This window comes from Methylocaldum sp. MU1018 (genome assembly GCF_053646775.1).
On record NZ_CM132195.1, the window covers coordinates 2,859,544 to 2,878,804 of the forward strand.

16 protein-coding genes are annotated in these 19,261 nt (G+C 60.6%); 12 read left to right on the forward strand and 4 right to left on the reverse strand.

Annotated features, from left to right (window positions below; all coding sequences use genetic code 11):
* Positions 1 to 3 precede the first annotated feature (3 nt).
* Entirely contained in the window at positions 4 to 1,116 is a 1,113-nt protein-coding gene (locus ACWJKU_RS13190) for an RNA ligase (protein WP_454142805.1), read from the reverse strand.
* A 308-nt stretch (positions 1,117 to 1,424) separates the two neighbouring features.
* On the opposite strand from ACWJKU_RS13190, the gene ACWJKU_RS13195 reads away from it, so the two are divergent.
* Both ACWJKU_RS13195 and ACWJKU_RS13200 read left to right on the forward strand, forming a co-directional pair.
* Positions 1,425 to 1,916, forward strand: a complete 492-nt coding sequence (locus ACWJKU_RS13195) for a DUF2956 family protein (protein ID WP_454142807.1) — start codon at positions 1,425 to 1,427, stop codon at positions 1,914 to 1,916.
* A gap of 30 nt (positions 1,917 to 1,946) precedes the next feature.
* Complete coding sequence (locus ACWJKU_RS13200) at positions 1,947 to 2,198, forward strand: hypothetical protein (RefSeq protein WP_454142809.1); 252 nt, start codon at positions 1,947 to 1,949, stop codon at positions 2,196 to 2,198.
* A 284-nt stretch (positions 2,199 to 2,482) separates the two neighbouring features.
* Here the strand turns inward: ACWJKU_RS13200 and ACWJKU_RS13205 are convergent, their stop codons facing one another.
* Positions 2,483 to 4,210 (reverse strand): multicopper oxidase family protein, encoded by a 1,728-nt coding sequence (locus ACWJKU_RS13205; protein ID WP_454142811.1) that lies wholly within the window; start codon positions 4,208 to 4,210, stop codon positions 2,483 to 2,485.
* Positions 4,211 to 4,555: 345 nt separating this feature from the next.
* On the opposite strand from ACWJKU_RS13205, the gene ACWJKU_RS13210 reads away from it, so the two are divergent.
* Complete coding sequence (locus ACWJKU_RS13210) at positions 4,556 to 5,272, forward strand: DUF502 domain-containing protein (RefSeq protein WP_454142813.1); 717 nt, start codon at positions 4,556 to 4,558, stop codon at positions 5,270 to 5,272.
* Positions 5,273 to 5,416: 144 nt separating this feature from the next.
* Entirely contained in the window at positions 5,417 to 6,640 is a 1,224-nt protein-coding gene (locus ACWJKU_RS13215; RefSeq protein WP_454142814.1) for a site-2 protease family protein, read from the forward strand.
* A 125-nt stretch (positions 6,641 to 6,765) separates the two neighbouring features.
* On the opposite strand, the gene ACWJKU_RS13220 is transcribed toward ACWJKU_RS13215, so the two are convergent.
* Positions 6,766 to 7,998, reverse strand: coding sequence for a cation:proton antiporter (locus ACWJKU_RS13220; RefSeq protein WP_454142816.1), 1,233 nt, complete (start codon positions 7,996 to 7,998; stop codon positions 6,766 to 6,768).
* 420 nt (positions 7,999 to 8,418) lie between these two features.
* On the opposite strand from ACWJKU_RS13220, the gene ACWJKU_RS13225 reads away from it, so the two are divergent.
* Genes ACWJKU_RS13225 through ACWJKU_RS13240 form a run of 4 tightly spaced genes read left to right on the forward strand, consistent with a single transcriptional unit; the run spans position 8,419 to position 10,719 of the window.
* Positions 8,419 to 9,177 carry a DUF1538 family protein gene (locus ACWJKU_RS13225; RefSeq protein WP_454142818.1) on the forward strand — a complete coding sequence of 253 codons (759 nt, stop codon included), beginning with the start codon at positions 8,419 to 8,421 and terminating at the stop codon, positions 9,175 to 9,177.
* The gene (locus ACWJKU_RS13230) at positions 9,174 to 9,953 is read left to right on the forward strand and encodes a DUF1538 domain-containing protein (protein ID WP_454142820.1); all 780 of its coding nucleotides are present in this window, start codon (positions 9,174 to 9,176) and stop codon (positions 9,951 to 9,953) included. The genes ACWJKU_RS13225 and ACWJKU_RS13230 overlap by 4 nt, the downstream gene beginning before the upstream one ends.
* An 11-nt stretch (positions 9,954 to 9,964) precedes the next feature.
* A complete protein-coding gene (locus tag ACWJKU_RS13235) occupies positions 9,965 to 10,315 on the forward strand; it encodes a P-II family nitrogen regulator (protein WP_454142822.1) in 351 nt (116 codons plus the stop codon).
* Complete coding sequence (locus ACWJKU_RS13240; RefSeq protein ID WP_414675389.1) at positions 10,315 to 10,719, forward strand: CBS domain-containing protein; 405 nt, start codon at positions 10,315 to 10,317, stop codon at positions 10,717 to 10,719. The genes ACWJKU_RS13235 and ACWJKU_RS13240 overlap by 1 nt, the downstream gene beginning before the upstream one ends.
* A 445-nt stretch (positions 10,720 to 11,164) precedes the next feature.
* On the opposite strand, the gene ACWJKU_RS13245 is transcribed toward ACWJKU_RS13240, so the two are convergent.
* On the reverse strand, positions 11,165 to 12,664 hold the full coding sequence (locus tag ACWJKU_RS13245; protein ID WP_454148139.1) for a DHA2 family efflux MFS transporter permease subunit: 1,500 nt from the start codon (positions 12,662 to 12,664) through the stop codon (positions 11,165 to 11,167).
* A gap of 627 nt (positions 12,665 to 13,291) precedes the next feature.
* On the opposite strand from ACWJKU_RS13245, the gene ACWJKU_RS13250 reads away from it, so the two are divergent.
* From ACWJKU_RS13250 to ACWJKU_RS13265, 4 genes are all read left to right on the forward strand, one after another.
* Positions 13,292 to 13,651 carry an exosortase system-associated protein, TIGR04073 family gene (locus ACWJKU_RS13250; protein WP_454142824.1) on the forward strand — a complete coding sequence of 120 codons (360 nt, stop codon included), beginning with the start codon at positions 13,292 to 13,294 and terminating at the stop codon, positions 13,649 to 13,651.
* 242 nt (positions 13,652 to 13,893) lie between these two features.
* Entirely contained in the window at positions 13,894 to 15,063 is a 1,170-nt protein-coding gene (locus ACWJKU_RS13255) for an acyl-CoA dehydrogenase family protein (RefSeq protein ID WP_454142826.1), read from the forward strand.
* Between the two features lie 90 nt (positions 15,064 to 15,153).
* Positions 15,154 to 16,002: a class I SAM-dependent methyltransferase gene (locus ACWJKU_RS13260; protein ID WP_454142828.1), complete on the forward strand. Its 849-nt coding sequence runs from the start codon at positions 15,154 to 15,156 to the stop codon at positions 16,000 to 16,002.
* Positions 16,003 to 16,993: 991 nt separating this feature from the next.
* Positions 16,994 to 19,210: a GMC oxidoreductase gene (locus ACWJKU_RS13265; RefSeq protein WP_454142830.1), complete on the forward strand. Its 2,217-nt coding sequence runs from the start codon at positions 16,994 to 16,996 to the stop codon at positions 19,208 to 19,210.
* The last annotated feature ends 51 nt before the right edge of the window (positions 19,211 to 19,261 follow it).

The following is a 19,261-nucleotide window of genomic DNA, read 5'->3' on the forward strand; positions in this document are numbered from 1 at the left end:
TCTCTAATCGAACACCATTCTTCCGGCCAGCCAGTCGCTCAGCAGGCCGTTCAACGACGGATAGATCCGGTCGAACTCCAGCCGCCAGAACCCGCCATCCGGCTCCAGCTCGCGCTGGACGATCTGAACATGGCCCGACGCCCGCTTCAGGTATCGGATCAAGCGGCGGGCGTTTTCCGGATCGCGGAAACGGCAGCGGAAGCGATGGGAAACCCGGCCCTCGCGATGATGCTGGCAGATCGCTTCTCTCAACCCATCGAGAAACGCCGCGCCGGTCCGCCGGTTCAGATCGTCGGCGCCATCGCGCTCCTGCTCGTCGGCAAACAAGGCCAGCCGCAAGATCCGGCTGGTGAAATATTCCGGCGACAAATCCAGCAGGCTATAGACGCTGGTTCGGATGTCCGAAAGATTGGCGCTGCCGGTGACATGCTTGGTGCGCCGCTGGCGCAGCGAATCCTCCTTGAACACGGCGCCTTCCCTGCCCTCTTCGTCGAGCCGCTTGAGGATGGCCGAAATGGGTTTGATATCGCCGATTTCGAAGCGTCCGAAGATCTCGACCGACGGCAAAGCATAGCGGCGGATCAGATCGATTTTCTCATCTTGCGATAGAAAGCGCGGGGCGTTCCGCCGCATCAGGTCGAACATGAACAGCCTCACGTCTTCCGCAATGAACGGCGGCGCGCTCTCGATGTAGGGATTGTCCGGCCCAGCGACCTCGGCGCACAGCACCAGATCCGGCCGGTCGTCGAAAATCGCCGTGTCCAGCAAATCCGGCAGCCGATCGTTGGTGAAGGGGCAAACGTAACCGCCGCGGGTCAGGGCGATCGGCCGGCCTTCGATGCAGGCGATGCGGATGTTGAATCCGTCGATTTTCTCTTCCATCCAGAAAGGGCCGGAGAGTTGCTTGGCGAGCCCGGTTCGCAGCGCGAGCAGCCGGCCGATGGCCGGATAGCCGTAAACGGTCCCATCGCCGAACACGGCGGTGCCGCGCGCGATATCCTCGAAATCGTGAACGAACCGGACATAGCGCAAACCGCTGCTTTCGGTCTCGGTCGCCTTGCCCGACTGCATCGCCTTCTGAATCCGTTCGGCTTCGATTGCGCTTTTCGAGGTCACGATTCGTAAGCTCCGGATAGGAATCACCCGCACCTGGGCACCTCGAAAAACTCACTCCGTTCAGGCTTCGACAGGCTCGGCACGAACGGAACCGATCGATCCGATGGGAACCGTTCGCACCGAGCGGGGCGAAGTGCACGGTTTTTCGAGGTGCCCACCCTGGGATAAATAAACCCCCGGGAGAGTTGTGGCAACCCGTTTGAACCCCGATACGACGCCCTCGGACGCCGTATTCTCGCGAAAGCGATTGTCAAACGCCCCGTTTCTGGACTAACGTGGGGAAATCAGATTTTTTCTCCCAAAACGCCATGTCCAAGACCGATTTCCGACCGTCAATTCAGGCTCAAGCGAACGAAAGCATCCAGGAAGAGGCGCTCAAGGTCGCCAGAAGCATCCGGAAGCCGGGGCAGACCAAGGAACAAACCAAACTGGTGGCGCAGGGCATCGCCAAGGGCATCGAGCTTTACAAGAAGCAACAGAGCGCCAAGGCTCGGGAACGGGACAAAGCGCGCAAGAAGGCGCTCAAGCTCAAACAGGCCGAATCGGCCGACCGACTGCGAGACGAGGACGAAACGGTTTTCGCGTCGGACCTGACCGAACCCGGCGTCGGCGTAACCTTGACTCTCGGCGGAGCGGTATTCGCCGCGATGTCCGCCATCTTCGCGATATCGCTGCCGGCAGGGTGGTCCGTGAGCTTCGGCCCGCTGTCCCTGCCCGCCTGGGCGTCCGCGACGGCCGCCTTGTCGTTCGCCGGACTTTCCGGATGGTTCTTCTATAAGGCCTTCAGAACGGGCGGCTGAGAGCCCGGTTTCATCAACCTGATTCGTTTCTTGCGACAGATGACCGAAAACTACGAACCCATCAGCTGCGACTTCCACGACGAACTGGAAACACTCGCGGTAATGCGCCGAACAAGCGAGATTACATACCGGGACAGTTCCGGCAATCCCGCTACCGTCGAAGACCGCATCGAGGATATTTACACCAAAGACAAGGAAGAGTTTCTGAAGCTGAAAAGCGGGCTGGTGATACGGCTGGACCGGTTGATCGAGGTCGACGGAAAGCGTCTGAGGGCCGACTAGAGGGACAGGCATCGGCGAAGGATTGCCGGTCTCTGGTTGAACCGAAAACAAGATTCCGCCTCATGTTTCTGGCATAGGTTAGGCGCGCATCGCGCCGAATCTGGAAATTTGCGGTGATGTTTTTGCGCGTCGTAACCCACCCAGCAAGGCCGCGGAGCCGGTGGGTTACGACGCGCAGAGAGTTCTGCGCTACAGAATGGTTGGTGATAATACGTGCCTAACCCACCCTTGCAACACATCGTTTTCCGGCGTGGCGGGATATGATCGGCAGACCAATCCTGCGACTACTCGATCGAAAAATCCCGCATCATCCCCATATCCTCGTGTTCGAGGTTGTGGCAGTGATACATGAACACACCTTTGAAGTCATAGAACGGCTTGATGATGCGTACTCGCTCGCCGGGCATGACCAGCACGGTATCCTTCCAGCCGCCGGTGACCAGGCCGTCTTTTACCGTCGCATAGTCGTCCGCTCTCTCACCGCCCACGGTACGGCTGATGATTTGGAATTGCTGGCCGTGCAAGTGGATCGGGTGCGCCATGGAGAACATCATCCCCATGCCCTGCCCTTCGCCGTGGCCACCCATCCTGCCCATCATGCGGCCTCTCATGCCTCCCATTCCGTGGCCCATGCCGCCCATGAGGTGCCCGCCGTGCCCGCCGCCCTGGGCGTGAAAGATTTCGAGAAGCTGCACGGTATCGACCGGAATGCGTTCGCCCGGCTGCACGTCGTTGAAGGCATAAGGCCGGCCGTTGAGCAGCATCGCCATCGGAGATTCGGAAATGGCGATCGGCACGGGCCGGTTCGGATTAGCCACATCATTCAGGGTGTACCGGTCGATCTTCGACAACCGGTTCGGCAGCTTGGGGCTGTCGCCGGTTTCGCGGGCGACCCGGATCTTGAACAGGGGATAATCGCTGCCGACCGGCAAGGCCGTGGCGCCCATCATGCCCATTCCGCCCATCATGCCGCCGCCCATGCCTCCCCTTCCGCCGCCTCGCATCATGTGCTCGGCCATTTTCGGCAGCACGCCGGAGAACGGCAGGCTGCGCATCGTCAGCTCGGCGCCTTTCGGCCGGCCGCTGAAATCGGCCCAGACGTCGAGCCGCTCGCCGGGCGCCAGCATCACATACGGGAAGTTTTCCGGAGATTCCAGCAGGCCGCCGTCGACCCCGATCACGGTCACCGGCGTGCCATCGCTCCAGCCCAGCTTGTAAATGCGGGCCGTGGAGCCGTTGAGGAAGCGGAGGCGGTATGCGCGGCTGGCCACGTCGAGCTCGAAATCCGGGCGGCCGTTGACCAGAATCCGATCGCCGTAGAACCCCATCATGCGATCGTGCATGTGCGCGCCGTAGATCAACTGGTTCTGGGCGTTGAACCGGCGGTCCTGAAGAATGATGGGGATCTCGTACTCGCCGGACGGCAGATCGAGCCGCGCTTCTTCCTCGTCGTTCACGATCAATCCGCCGGCCAGGCCGTAGTAAACCTGCCTCGCGGTGATTTCGTGCGGGTGCGGATGATAGATATTGAGGCCCGCCCGGTTGAGCACTTCGAATTCGTAGACGAAGGTCTCGCCCGGATCGATGGCGTACATCGGATGGCCGTCCATCAGCGCCGGGACGTGCATTCCGTGCCAATGAGTGATGGTCGGCTCCATCAGTTCGTTGCGTAAATGAATGCGGACCTTCTGACCTTTATGCAAGCGAATGATCGGCCCCAGATAGCTTGCGGGCAGTTCGGCCAGCGTTTCCTTGGGACCGCGCAGCAGCTTGGCGGCATACTGCTGCACCCGGGTGGCTTCGCCCGGCAGGATGGATACGGCCCCTTGGCGGACCGCCAATTCGAGCTCGATATCCGGCCTGAAGTCGGGAGATGCCCGGTTGGGAGCCAATTTGGTCATGCCGTTCATTTCCATAGCGCGCACCCATGCCGGCATGCCCGCCGCCGCCAGCAGACCGACGCCGGCTTGGAAAATGAAACAGCGGCGCGAACGATCGACCGGATATTGCATAAACTCTCCTGTAATCTGTCATTATCGTCGCAGGCGCCTCGGCCGCGCCTTGCGGGGCCGTTCCCCTCGACCGGCGAGCGCCCGGGGTACAAATGGTGTTTTCCTCCTGAAAACCGAATGATCGCGCTGCCCTGCCGACCGATACTATGATACGCCCAGGGCAGGGACAACAGGATAATCATTCGATGATTTTCTTATGGACAGATTGCCGCAGGACCCTCTCGAAATGAAAGGCGCGCGGAGACTCGAAGCCGTTTCCGGCGATCCGCAGCCCGGTTTCGAGCTTGGAAAATCTCGAAAATCCGGCCGCGCGACGGCTTTGAAAAATGCAGGTCCGTAGTCGATATGGCACGCAAACGATCGAGGTCTTTCGCCCATTACCTACAGAAAAACATTCTCGCAGGGCTGGTCGTCCTCGCCCCCATTCTGCTGACCTGGGTGGTTTTCGACTTCATCCTCGCCAAGCTGATCGCTTTCGGGCGGCCCTGGATACCGACCTTATACAAAGCCATTTACGCATTTTCGCCCAAGCTGGCGGGCTGGATGACCGGCGGCTGGATCGATTCGGTGATCGCCCTGCTGATTACCCTGTTCCTGCTCTTCACGCTGGGCTGGCTGACGAGCCGGGTGGTCGGGCGGCAGATGCTGATCGGGTTCGAGCTGCTGCTGGACAGGATTCCGGTGCTGAAAGCCATCTACGGTTCCACCAAGCGGCTGCTTTCGGCCTTTCAAGCCCAGCCGGAGCAAATCCAGCGAGTGGTGCTGATCGATTATCCCACCGAGAAAATGCGAGCCGTGGCCTTCGTGACCCGCATCGTCCGGGATGCCGACAGCGGCGAGGAACTGGCGGTCGTTTACATGCCCACGGCCCCGAATCCGACGTCCGGTTACATGGAAATCGTGCCGCTTTCGCAGGTCACGCCGACCGACTGGACCGTGGAAGAAGGCATGCAGTTCGTCATCTCGTGCGGGACCAGCACGCGCGAGCGGATCGCCTATTCGGCCGCGCGGGCGGACGGCAGCGGGGCGCCGGCGACGAAACCGTCCGCCAAACCGGACTGAGGACCGCACTTCCGGATGCTTTACGTCGCCCGAAATTGTCAAACAGTCGATGGAGAACCGAATACCTCGACCAGGGCCATCGAGCGCCAGCCGCAACGCGCGCGTCTCGCCGCCCGGATCGGACCTACCGAACGGAGAATCGCAATGGGAGCACGAGCCGCTTTTCGCCTGGGGCGCGTCGCGGGCATCGAAGTCTTTGTCGACTGGAGCCTGCTGATCATCTTCTCTCTCATCACGTTGAGTCTCGGAGCCGGATTATTCCCGGCCTGGCACCCGGACTGGGAACCGCTGCTGAGCTGGACTACTGCCATTGCCGCGGCGCTGCTGTTCTTCGGCTCGGTGCTTCTGCACGAGCTTTCGCACGCGCTGGTCGGGCGCGCCAAGGGCATTCCGATTCCGCGCATCACCTTGTTCATGTTCGGCGGGATGGCGCACATGGAAAAGGAACCGCCGTCCTGGCGCGCGGAGCTGTACATGGCGGCCGTGGGCCCGATCACCAGCCTCGCCCTCGGCTTCGTGTTTCTCGGGCTGGCCAAGCTCGTCGCCGGCCCTCTCGAGATCGATCCGGACAACCCCCAGCAAGCGTTTGCCGCTCTGGGCCCCGTGGTCAGCCTCCTTCTGTGGCTCGGTCCGATCAATATCATGCTCGGCCTGTTCAATCTGGTGCCGGGCTATCCGCTCGACGGCGGGCGGATTCTCCGCGCCGCGCTGTGGGGCGCGACCGGCGATTTGCTGGCGGCCACGCGCCGGGCCTCCGCCGTCGGACAAGGGTTTGCCTGGGTGCTGATGGCGTCGGGCTTTCTCATGATCATGGGATTGCGCGTGCCGGTATTCGGGGGCGGATTCATCAACGGCTTGTGGCTCGCGCTGATCGGCTGGTTTCTCAACAACGCAGCGGTCATGAGCTACCGCCAACTGCTCATTCACCAATGGCTCGAAGACGTGCCGGTAACGCGCCTCATGCACACGCGGTTCGAGCGGGTGGAACCGCAGTTGTCGCTTCAGAACCTGGTCGACGAACATCTGATGCCGAGCGGGCAACGCGCCTTTCCGGTCGAGGAGCGCGGCCGGTTCGTCGGGATGATCTGCCTTCGCGACCTGCCGAAGCGCCCGCCTGCCGCGTGGAGCACCACGACCGTCGGCGACATCATGACGCCGGTGCGCGAACTGGCGACTCTCGCTCCCGAGCAATACGCGGCCGAGGCGCTGGATCTTTTCGGCAAGCGCGACGTGAATCAGTTGCCGGTGGTCAAAAACGGCGAGCTGTTCGGATTGATCCGGCGCGAGGACATTTTGAAATGGCTGTCGCTTCATGCGAGTACGGCTTTAGCCAAAACCGATCGGCCGATGTCGAAACCTCTTCATTGACCGGGGCGGCCATGCGAGCGGACGATTGCCGACAGAAAAAGTAAAGCCGCCCGCACCCTCCGGGAGAAGGCCGGGATGAGAAAATTCGAATAGGACTTTGCTTTTTTTTACGCACGGTGCCGGCGTCACTGCCGGCGAAGCGATTTCGTTTCGAGCCGATCGCCGAACCGGTGGTAATGCCCTTTCAGCAGTAGCGGCGCCGAGATGGTGGTAAAAGCGACGACGATGATCAGCGCGGCATAGGTCTCGTGGCCGAAAATATCCGAAGTCCTTCCCAGTTCGGCGAATATCAGGCCCACTTCGCCGCGGGGGATCATCGCGAGTCCGACGGCGAAACGCACGGCCCAGCGTTCGCCGATAAAAATCGCGCTGAACAGCTTGCCCGCCAGCGCGGCGCCGATCAAGGCCAAGGAAAACGTCCAGATGAAGGGCGAGGTCCAGTCGACCGCCCGAAGATCGAGCGACAGCCCCACCATCACGAAGAAAATCGGAACGAACAGATAAATGATCGGACGCATCTGATCGTCGATGCGGTCGGCGAAATCGGAACCGCCGTGCAAGGCCAGGCCGAACGGCAGAAAAAATCGTCGGGACAGGGCCAGCCCCGCCGCGAATCCGCCGAGAAGCTCGGGAGCGCCGATTTTGTTGGACAGCCAGGCAAAGAAAAGCACCAGGGAAACGACGGTCGTGGGAATCAGCCCCGGCGTCTGGCTGACTTTATCGAAGCGCCTGATCAACAGCGCGATGAGCTTGGCGCAAAAGGGAGACAATACGAAAAACACCACGATGAACAGCAGCACCCGGGCGGCATTCGCATAACCGATCCCGCCTCCGATGGAAAACTCGTAGAGAACCGCGAGCAAAACCACGCCGAGGATATCGTCGATCACCGCCGCCCCCAGCACCAGTTGAGCTTCGTGGGAGTGCCTCTGCCGCAGATCGGTCAACACCCGTATGGTGATGCCGATGCTGGTGGCGGTCAGGGCTCCGCCGATGAAGAGGGATTCGAGCAGCGGACGCCCGAAAAGCCGATAACTCGCGAAGAAGCCGAGAATGAACGGCAAGGCGAAGCCGCTGACCGCCACGATCGAGGCCTTGAAACCGGCGCGCGTCAACTGGCGGATATCGGTTTCGAGCCCCGCCTCGAACAACAGCAGAATGATGCCGATTTCGGCCAGCATGCGGAGGGTGTGGTTCGGTTCTATCCAACCCAATGCCGTGGGACCGAGAATCACCCCGGCCAATAGTTCGCCGATCACCGGCGGCACTCGCACGAACGCCGACAATTCGGCAAATAGCCGCGCGCTCAGGAGAATGATCAAAAGATCGAGAAAGAACCCGTGCGCCTCGTATTCCATGGTGTATTTTCCGGTCGAGATTTGGCGGCCCTGCGTAAATCCAAAGCCTAGAAAACGCAAAAACGCCCCGGCAGTCAAGCCTTGCCCGCAATCGGACATCGCCGCCGGATTTTGCCCGCTGTTTTCTACGAACTGCGGCCGGCCATGCCGTGCCGGGCCGATTGCGACGTATCCTCGGCCCGGCGCGCCGCCTGATTATTTCGTATTAAGAACGTGACCATCGACTTGCGCGCTCCTGCCGAAATGGTCGACTATTGGACCGGTCCCCGGACGCTCCGCTCGGCTCGAGGCGAATCTTTTCCACTCCGATTCGGTCGGAACTTGGAAGGACGGCTTAGGCCCCGGGGTACACTCGCTCGCCAAGGCACGATCACGCCGGGTCAGGCGTCTACGAAACCAAATATCGGGCAAATTGCAGTTATGGGGTTGAAATTTCCTTTCGCCGAACGGGTTTGGCATAACCGCTTCCTTCGACAACTGTTTGCCAGCGCGCTGGACCTGGTGCCCATCGTGGCGGTCGTCCTGCTCTTTCAAATCCTGGTGATCCAGCAACCCATTCCCGAAGCCGGACGGTTCGTCGCCGGGATGCTGCTGGTCGTTCTGGGCCTGACCTTCTTCATGCAAGGGCTGAAGCAGGGGCTATTCCCGCTCGGCGAAGGCATGGCCTATGCCTTCGTTCGCAAGGGCAGCTTATTTTGGATGCTGGCGTTCGCTTTCGCCCTGGGCTTCGGCGCCACCGTGGCCGAACCCGCCCTTATCGCCGTCGCCGACGAATCGGCCCGCATCGCCGCGGACGGCGGCGCCATCGCGGCCTCGGAAGAGGCGCGTAAATCCTATGCGCTCGGGCTTCGCCTCAGCGTCGCCCTGGCGGTGGGCTGCGCCCTGATCGTCAGCACGATCCGCATCATCCGCGGCTGGCCGCTACCCTACGTGATCGTCGGAGGCTATATCGGCGTGGCCGTCATGACGATCTTCGCGCCGCCGGAAATCATCGGCATCGCCTACGATTCCGGCGGGGTCACCACCTCGACCATCACCGTACCGCTGGTAACCGCGTTGGGCGTGGGACTCTCGTCCTCCATTCCCGGCCGCAGTCCCGTGAGCGACGGCTTCGGACTGCTCGCCTTCGCCGCCTTGATGTCCATGATCTTCGTCATGGGATACGGAATCATCGCATGATCGCGTGGCTGCACGAATTCGGCGACATGCTGCTGGAGACCCTGCGCGCCGTAACGCCCATCATCGGGATACTGGTACTGTTCCAGCTTCTGGTCATACGCAAGCCCCTACCCCACCCGGGCCGGATTCTCGCGGGCTTCGTCTATGTCCTGCTGGGCATCGCCCTATTTCTGGTAGGACTGAAAATAGCGCTGTTTCCCATCGGCAATCTGATGGCTCAACAACTGACGGCGCCGAATTTTCTCGGTATCGGGCACGATGCCGGCCGTGCCCTTTGGCATGCCTATGTCTGGGTTTACCTGTTCGCCGGCAGCATCGGATTCGCCACGGCCATGGCCGAACCCACGCTCATCGCCGTCGCCGTCAAGGCCTCGGAGGTTTCGGCCGGAAGCATCAGAGCCTTGCCGCTGCGTCTCGCCGTCGCCATAGGCGTGGGCTCCGGACTCGCGCTCGGCACCTTCAGGATCGTCACCGGCGCTCCGACGTACGCCTACATCCTGACCGGTTATGCCCTAGTGGCCGTGCAAACCGCTTTCGCCCCCAAGGTCATTGTCGGCCTCGCCTACGACGCCGGCAACGTGGCCTCATCGACGGTGACGGTCCCCATCGTCACCGCGCTCGGACTGGGACTGGCGTCTGCCGTTCCCGGCCGCAACCCCCTGCTGGACGGGTTCGGCCTGATTGCGTTCACCTGCCTGATCCCTATAATCACCGTGCTCGGTTACGCCCAGATCGCCATGTGGTGGAGTCGGCGCAACCAGTCAACCGACGACTAAGGTGGCCTCTTATGCGCTTCAAACTGATCATCGCCTTCGTGGAAGACGATAAAACCGATCTCATTCTGAAAACCGCGCGAGCGCACGGCGCCACCGGCGCCACAGTCATCGCCAACGCCCGCGGCGAAGGACTCAAGCAAGAGAAAACGTTTTTCGGACTAAGCCTGGAAAGCCAGAGGGACGTGCTGTTATTCCTGGTCGAGGAACACCTGACCCGGCATATCCTGGAAGCCATCGGCCGTGCGGGCAAGTTCGACGAAAAGCCCGGCACCGGAATCGCGCTTCAGATCGACGTGGAAGACGCAGTCGGAATCACACATCAGGTGGAAAAATTAACCCGCATCGTCGAGGAGGAAATCTGATGGACAAGAAACCCATCATCCGGGTCCGGGACGTGATGAAGACCGATTTCGGAACGATCGACGGCATCGCCACCATCAGCGACGCCTTGAAGAAGATGAAATCGATGAAAACTTCCGTGCTGGTGGTCAACAAGCGCCATGACGACGACGAATACGGTTTGATCACCGCAGGCGACATCGCGCGGCACGTGCTGGCGAAAGACCGGGCGCCGGACCGGGTCAACGTCTACGAAATCATGAGCAAGCCGGTGATTTCGGTGCACCCGGACATGGACATCCGCTACTGCTCGCGCCTGTTCGCGAACCACAACCTGGTGCGCGCCCCGGTACTGGACGGCCGCAACGTCGTGGGCATGATAAGTCCCAACACACTCGTGCTGGACGGACTGTACCAGATCGTCTGAGGCGCATCTCCGCCCGCCGTCCGGCAAGCTCTTCCGGAACCCTTCGACCGCGGAGACGCCGTCGATCGGACGGGGCAAGCGCACGCCCCGGATGATCGAACCGCCCGACGCGTCGCGGCGCCTTTCCGAGTCACGGATACGCATTTTGGATACGAAGCGGAACTTATCCACTGTCAAGACTGGACACGCTATCGAGCGATCGGCGCTCGGCCGCCGCCCCGCCGCAATTTATCGATCCATCGATCCGGCGCAAATCGGATATACGAAATCAATTACTTACGATTTCATCCCGTACAACGGCCGGTTCTGAAAAAAACCTGTTCAGGCCAACGCAAAGCCCGGAGCCATCAGGCGTTGCCCGTTTTTATCCCCCTACTTATCCACAAGGTTGTCCACGGAATCTGTGGATAGCCGATCTCGGAGGCATCCTCCGTTTTCGGCCGTATCAGTGCCCGCCGGACGCTCCCTGGCCCATCTCCACCTTGCGGACCAGCGGCATCAGCAGCAGGGAAGCGAAGAAGATGCTTCCCAGCAGATGGAACAGATCGTTGGCGGCCATCACTTCGGCTTCCCGAAACACCCATCCGTAAAGTTGCTTGAGCGCCGCCTTCTCGCTGTCCGGCAAGGGAAATCCGGCCGACTGCGCCTGCAAGTTCGCGATAAAAATTTCCGCCTCCCGCGAGCCTCCCGCGACGGCCTCGCGCAACACGGCGTAATGTTCCTTGATATAACGGATCTTCAAGGAACTGGCGACGGCGATGCCGATGGCTCCGCCCAGATTGCGCATCAGATTGAACAGCCCGCTGGCGTTCTTGACCTCTTCCGGCGGCAGGGTGCCGAGAGCCAGGCTGTTGATCGGCAAAAAGCAGAACATCAAAGCGAAGCCTTCCACGGCTTGCGGCCAGAAAAACTCCCAATAACCGGCCTCGGCGGTCAGATTGCCGTTCATCCAGGCGCCGGTCCCGTAGAGAGCCAGCCCGAGAGCCAGCATCAGGCGCGAATCCAGCACCTTGGCCAAAGGACCGGCGACGAAGGCGGACACGAACTGGAACACCCCCGTCACCATGACGTATTGGCCGATCTGCAAGCTGTTGAGCCCCATGACCCCGGCCAGATACACCGGAATCAGATAGATCATGGTGTAGAGCCCGATGCCGAGGATGAAGCTGAACATGCAGCCGACGGCGAAATTGCGGTTGCGGAACGCCCACAAGTCGACGATCGGGTGTTCGAGCGTCAGCTCCCGGTAAAACATCGCGATGCAGCCTATCGCGGCAAGACAAGCGAAAAACACGATCTCGCCGCTTTCGAACCAGTCCTTCCGGGCCCCCTCTTCCAGCACGAATTGCAGGCTGCCGAGGAAAGCGACAATGTACAAAATGCCGCGGAAATCGATCCGATTCAGCAAGTCCCATTCGGGCTCGTCGATTCGCAGGAACAGCCAGGTCCCGAGGCAGACCAGCAAGCCGGGCAGGAGATTGATCAGGAACAGCGCTTTCCAGGATACCGCCTCGGTGAGATAACCGCCGAGCACCGGGCCGGCGGTGGGCGCGACGGTGACCACCAGCCCCACCAGGATGGTAATCGCCGGCTGCAGGCGAGGCGGGAACAAGGTATAGATCACCGCGAAGATCGACGGAATCATGGCCCCGCCGAACAATCCCTGCAGAGCCCGGAACACCACCATCGAGGACAAGTCCCAGGCCAGCACGCAGCAAAAGCTCATCAAGGTGAAGCCGCCGCAGGCAAGGACGAACAAATACCGGGTCGACAGCGCCCGGCCCAGCCATCCGGACAGGGGTATGATCACCACTTCCGCGATCAGGTAGGCGGTTTGCACCCAGCCGATCTCGTCCCGCGTCGCCGAAAGGCCGGCCTGAATCTGCTCCAGCGAACTGGCGACGATCTGGATGTCGAGCACCGCCATGAAGACGCCGAAGATCATGGCGGTGAAGCCGATCCATTCCGACGGGCCGACTTCCCGCTCCCGAGCCTCCCGGACTTCGCTCTCGCTCCCCGGCTCGCTGCCGGCGCGACTATCGGGAAGGATTTTCTCTGCCGATCTCGCCGCCACGGCGCGCTACCGGCCCCGGGTCTCGACCGTGCCGCCAGCGGCCTCGCGGATGCGTATCTCGCGCAACCGGAACGCGAATGCCGCAGATCTCGCCGCGGCCGCGAACGGGAGAGCGAAGCGGGAAATTCGGCGAAGGGAAAAAGACATGGTCACGATCGCCCCATCTAAACTGAACGGTTCAGTTTAGAATAAGCAGGAACCCACCCGTTCGCAAACATTTCTCCCGCGCGACGAGCATGGCGTCGTTCGAACGAAGGGATTTCAGCCCGAAAAGCCTTTGAAGCAGAACAGATTTTCCGCCGGTTTAAAGTCGCACGCATAACGCGGCCCCCATTCGGCTGCCAGGAACGTCGCGTCGGGCAGAAAGATCTCGGCCGGCCGAAAAAACCCCGGAGATCACCCCGTTTGGTCACGCCTGTTGACTGCGTCCATTTGCCGCTCTACACTCAAGTTTCGGATCGATACTACATAACAACAAGATTTATCTGAGGAAACACCATGCGCAACGTAAAATCTCTTGTCTTAACCGCAGCCCTCGCCATTGCCGCTTATGCGCCGGCCAGCCAAGCGGAGGGCTATTTTTCGGACGTCACCAACAAGCTCACCCGGGGGGCTGCAAATATGTTCACCGGCATCGGTGAAGTTCCGAAAAATCTCGTGAATGTCAGCAAAGAGAGCAATCCCGTCATCGGAAGCACCGGCGGACTGATCATGGGTGCGCTGAACACGCTCGGCAGAACCGCCTCGGGCCTCGTCGACGTCATTACCAGCCCGATTCCGTCGAAAAGCCTGGTTGAGCCGGCCTATGTGTGGGAAAGCTTCGAAAAACCCACGACCTATGGCGACGGCTACCTGTAATTCGTAAACGCTTCCGCGAATCCGTCGTCGGATTCCAGTCAGGAGTCGCGGAATGCGGTAAACAACGAACCGCACTCCGCGAATTCCGCCGCCACGCTTCGCCCCCCTTAACCGACCACGCGTCCGCAGGCCGGGATGTCGCATCAACATCGGCCTTTTTGCCCTTTGATATACTCCGACGCCTAAAGGCGGCCGTCGATCCGCGCCCGCATTCGATGACGACGTAAACGGAGGAGGCGCACATGCCCACCATCGATTCCCTTCTGAGAACCGTTCGAGAGATCGAACCGATCATTCGCCGCTACGCCTCCGAGGCCGAGCGCGACTGTAAGCTGCCGGCGCCGGTGGCGAAGGCAATGCAGGAGGCGGGCCTTTATCGATTGTGGCGGCCCAAGGCGTTCGGCGGGTTCGAAGTCGAACCGGTCTCTGCCCTTCGCGCGATTGAGGAAGTCTCCCGCATCGACAGCGCGGCGGGCTGGAATCTGCAAATCGCGATTGCCCACGATATGTTCGCCCCCTGGTTCGGCGACCGGGCCGCACGGGAGATTTTCGGGTTCGGCGCGATTCCGGTCGGCTCCTTCAACCCCGCGCGCAAGGCCGTGCCGGTCGCGGGCGGCTATCGCATCTCGGGGCGCACGACTTTCGTGAGCGGCGCGCACCATGCCACGGTTTTTCTCGGCTTCGCCAACATCCACGATGGCGACGAATTGCGCGTGGGCCCCGACGGCCATCCGGAAACGCTGCTGATCGCGGTTCCCGCGTCCGAAGCCGACATCGTCGACAACTGGAACACGATGGGCATGCGCGGTAGCGGCAGCCATGACGTCGAGATGCGGGATGCTTTCATTCCGGAACACTGGGCGACGCCCTGGGGTCCGTTGCAGAAACCGGGTAGCGCTTACCAAGGGCCTCTTTACCGGCTGACGGTCTGGCCGGCGATCGCCGCCCTGGTGCCGCCGGCGCTCGGCATCGCGCGCGCGGCCATCGATGAAGCGATCGAACTCGTCACCCGGAAGACGCCCGCGTACGGAACCAAGACGCTCAAGGATCATACCGTGGTTCAAGCGCAGCTCGCGCGAGCCGAAGCCAGGGTCGGCGCCGGTCGCGCCTACTTCTACGCGGTGTTCGAGGAAGCCTGGCAAGAAGCCGTCGCCGCCCGGCCCGTCACGACAGCGCTCAAGGCCAGGATGCAACTCGCCATGACTCACGCCGTTCTCGAATCCGCGGCAGCGGTGGACATCGTCCACGAAATCGCGGGAGCCTCGGGAATCCGGGAGGAATATGCGTTTTCGAAACATTTCCGCGACGTTCACGTCATCACACAGCACGGATTCATCAACGCGGGCAAGCTGCAAGCGGTCGGACAGATCATGCTCGGACTCGAACCCGAATGGCCGTTTTTCCGATTTTAGCGGCATCAAGGCGCAATAGGCTCGGGACAAATCCCGAGGGCGGCTGCCATATTAGAATCCCTTAATTTACAAAACCACCGGAGGCGCACGATGGATCAGAGCATGAGCGAACTCATGAATCACACGGCCGACATGGGCCAGGCCCAGATGTTTTCGAAAGCCTGGTACAACGAATATTTTCGCCGCGCGGCCGAAAGTCCGACGCACTCGCGCTTCTGCGAGGCGGTTTACGGCCGGGACTTGTGCCAGCACGGCATGATGGACGCGGACGAGATGGAGTTCCTGGCTTCCCTGCTCAAGCCCGGCGAAAAGGTTCTGGAAGTCGGCTGCTCCAACGGGTGTATCACGGAATACATCCATCAGCAGGCCGGCTGCACCCTGCTGGGCGTCGATTATTCGGACGTCGCCATCGCCCAGGCGCAGCGAAGGACGCAGGATAAAGCCGCCACGCTGAATTTCCGATGCGTCGACCTGATTCGAGACGAACTCCCCGGCGGCGACTACGATGTCATCCTGGCGATCGATTCCATCTATTTCATGGGCGACTACGGCGCGACGGTGGCCAAACTCAACGCCAAGCTGGCCCCCGGCGGCCGCATGATTATCGCGGCCTTTCAGGCCAAGGAGGAGAACGATCCCGACACGATCCTGCTTCCCGGTCACACGCGCATGGCCGAAACCTTGCGTGGCTTGTCGTTCCGTTACACCCAGCACGATTTCACCGCGAACGTTCGCAATCACTGGATAAAGAACTACGAATTCTCCCGGACGCTTCAACCCGAGTTCGCCGCCGAAGGCAACGAATTCCTGTGCGAGGCCCGCATGGCCGAAAACGGCTGGTTCAAGGACCACGCCGAGCGGGGAACGCTGGTCCGGTTCATGTACGTTATCGACCGCAACCCGAATCTGGCATCGTCCGGGCCGCAAGATGGCCGATAATATGGCCCGAAATCGTTCCGGACGCGAAAGAAAAAATGCGAGCGATGAAGTTTCAAATAGTATTTAAATATTCGTTTAAATACTGAAACATAGAAATGAACATAATCCCAAGAAACGGAAACTCAATCGAAATCGACAAGGTTAATTCCGTGAGGGTCGCAGCGATTTAAACAGCGGCAAAAATCATCCATCGTCCGGAGCGGAAAACTACCCGCATTCCCTCCCCCGTAAAGGAAGCTGAAACAACCCTCTCTCTGGGCCATGCCGTCAAGTTAAGGCCTACTTCGTCATGCCGGCATGACGGCCAAACTTAACGGCATTGCCCTCTGGGAGAGGGGAGTGGCTGTTGAATCAATCGGTTGCCCAGGCCGCTCCTCCGAATTGGAGATTTAATCGGAGTTTCCTAAAAAAGATGCCGGCGGCCGGAGCGTCGAAGCTACGATCGCTCGAAAAGCCCGATTCTTGAAAGACGGCGATCCGCAGGAGCGCGTCTAAGCCCGCGCCGGCAGGCGCACAAAATCGCGAGCTGAAGCCTGCTCCGGCCTTTGGCAAGCCGCAGCAACCGCCGGATCGGCTCATGCGGTTCATCGATAGGCCGCGTCTTTCAGGCGCCTTTCGCTCAAACGGCTTCCGGCCTCTCCGTCCGGAAGATCGAAACCTCCGAAGCCCACGCCATTGCCATCCCGATAAACGCAAATAACTGCGAGAATCGAGCGGTTTGCGCAAATACCAAGCCGACCGGACAAGGACCGGGAAACGTCAGCGCAAGCCAAGCTTCCGTTGTTTCCAAAGGTTTTTTATTTCATCGCGTTAAATATCTCCAATATCTAGGTGTCGTTTTTCGCAAGGCGGACTATTATTCAGTTCTTCCAGGAGAGTTTCGAATCACGGATCGTATTGACGGACTCGAGGGTAAACCGGACTGCCCGCCGTAAAGGCGTTCTCGCGCCGACGTATAACACTATATCCATCACCCATAACAAGAAGGAGAATGATGATGACGACGTTATCCTTGACCTTTAAGGAAACCATGTCGGGGTATTTCGCCTTGGGAGCGAGCGATACCGCGGAGGGCGCGCAGCGGGGCAAACGGGACGGCACCACCCTGGCCATGCACGCGGTGGTCGGCATCGACGATCTGGACCGTTTCGTCAGCGATCCCAACCACCTCGGCTCACTGAAAGGCACCATCGATTTTCCGCCACTGGGCACGGGTATCGAGGCGCCCGCCGGCGTGTTCAACCTGTTCAAGCCCACCGACGATCCCGACATGACCTATATGGTCTACGAACTGGGCTTCCAGCATCAGGGCCAGGACTATTACCTCGCCGGGCACAAAAACGTCAAAGATGATTCCGGATTCGATCTGTGGTCCGATACCACCACCCTCTACACGACCCTGCACCAGGGCAAGGACAAGACCGGGCCGGTGGTGGGCGCCGGCATTCTGACCTTGGGCATCAAACAACTGGCCGACCTGCTTTCGACCATCGAAGTGCCGAACGCCGAAAACCTGGCGCAAAAAGCCGCCGCCGTCGAAAAATTCGGCCGTTTCTTCGCCGGCAAGCTGTGGGACGCCTACGTCATCCCGAAATTCGGCAAGCAGGTCTTCGACAAGCACGCCGACGACACCCTGCATTACGACGCGATTGTGATCGGCAGCGGCTTCGGCGGCGCGGTCACCGCCTGCCGTCTGGCGGAAAAAGGCATGAAGGTCTGCATTCTGGAACGCGGCCGCCGCTGGGATGTGAAGAATTATCCGCGCGGGCCGAAAGATGCCTGGTGGTGGTCTCACGAAGAGCCCGAAAAGAACAACGGCTGGATCGATATCCGCTTCTACAAGCACATGGCCGTGGCCCAGGGCTGCGGCGTCGGCGGCGGTTCGCTGATTTACGCGAACATTTTCGTCGAGGCCGAACCTTTTGCGTTCGAGTCGGGCTGGCCGGCGGAAATCACCCATGACGCGCTGAAGCCGTATTACGAAAAAACCGGCAAGATGCTGAACGTGCAGGAAGTGCCGGACAATCAATGGCCGGCGAAGATGAAGCTCATGAAGGAAGCGGCGGAGCGCTGCGGCTATCGGGCGCGCTTCCGCAAAATGCCGCTGGCCGTCACTTTCGATCCCGCGTTCAGCTACGACAAGCCCGATGCCTTCGACGACAAGCACTCGAAGCCCTTCGTCAACGAGTTCGGCCTGGAACAGGGCACCTGCGTCCACTGCGGCAACTGCGACATCGGCTGCCAGGTCAAGGCACGCAACACCCTGGATCTGAACTACATTCCCCTGGCCGAAAAGCACGGCGCGGTGGTCAAGCCCCTGCACCTGGTCCAGCGCATCACGCCCCTCCACGGCAACGCGGGCTACCGGGTCGACTTCGACGTGATCGACACGAAGAAGAAAAAATTGATCCCGGGACATTTGAACGCCAAGAGAGTGATCGTCGCCGCCGGCACCATGGGCACCAACGAACTGCTGCTGCGCTGCCGCGATCAGTACGGCACCCTGCCCGATCTGAGCGCGATGCTGGGCGTGGGCTGGAGCTCCAACGGCGATTTCCTGACTCCCGGAATTTACACGAACCGGCAGATTTCGCCGACTCGCGGCCCCACCATCACCAGCGCCATCGATTTTCTCGACGGCTTTTTCCACAAGCAGCGCTTCTGGGTACAGGACGGCGGCTTCCCCAACCTGATCAAAGACGCCCTTCAGAATCTGAGCAAGGACCACAGCTTCGGCCATTTCTTCTCGGTCCTGAAATCCCTCGACAAGGGCAGCGATCCGTTGTCGGGAGTGATGCCCTGGTTCGGTCAGGCGGTCGATGCCTCGGACGGCGTGCTGAAGCTTTCCCGCAGTTGGATTCCGCCGTTCCGCCACAAGATGAACCTGGAATGGGACATCAAGAAATCCGAAGGCGCGGTTCAGGCGCTGATCGACATGCACAAGACGCTGTCGGAAGCGACCGGCGGCGTGGCCATGGTTCCGGCGACCTGGGAAGTCATGAAAGACCTGATCACGCCGCACCCCTTGGGAGGCTGTCGCATGGGCTCCAGCATCGCCGACGGCGTGGTCGACCACAAAGGCGAGGTGTTCGGTTATCCGGGATTGTATGTCGCCGACGGCGCCATCATCCCGAGAGCGGTGGGCCTGAACCCGTCCCGCACCATTGCCGCCCTGGCCGAACGTATCGCGGACTTCATCCAACCCTAATTGCCGTCGCAGAGGTTGTGAAAAAACCGTCACGAGCGGCCCGATTGCAAG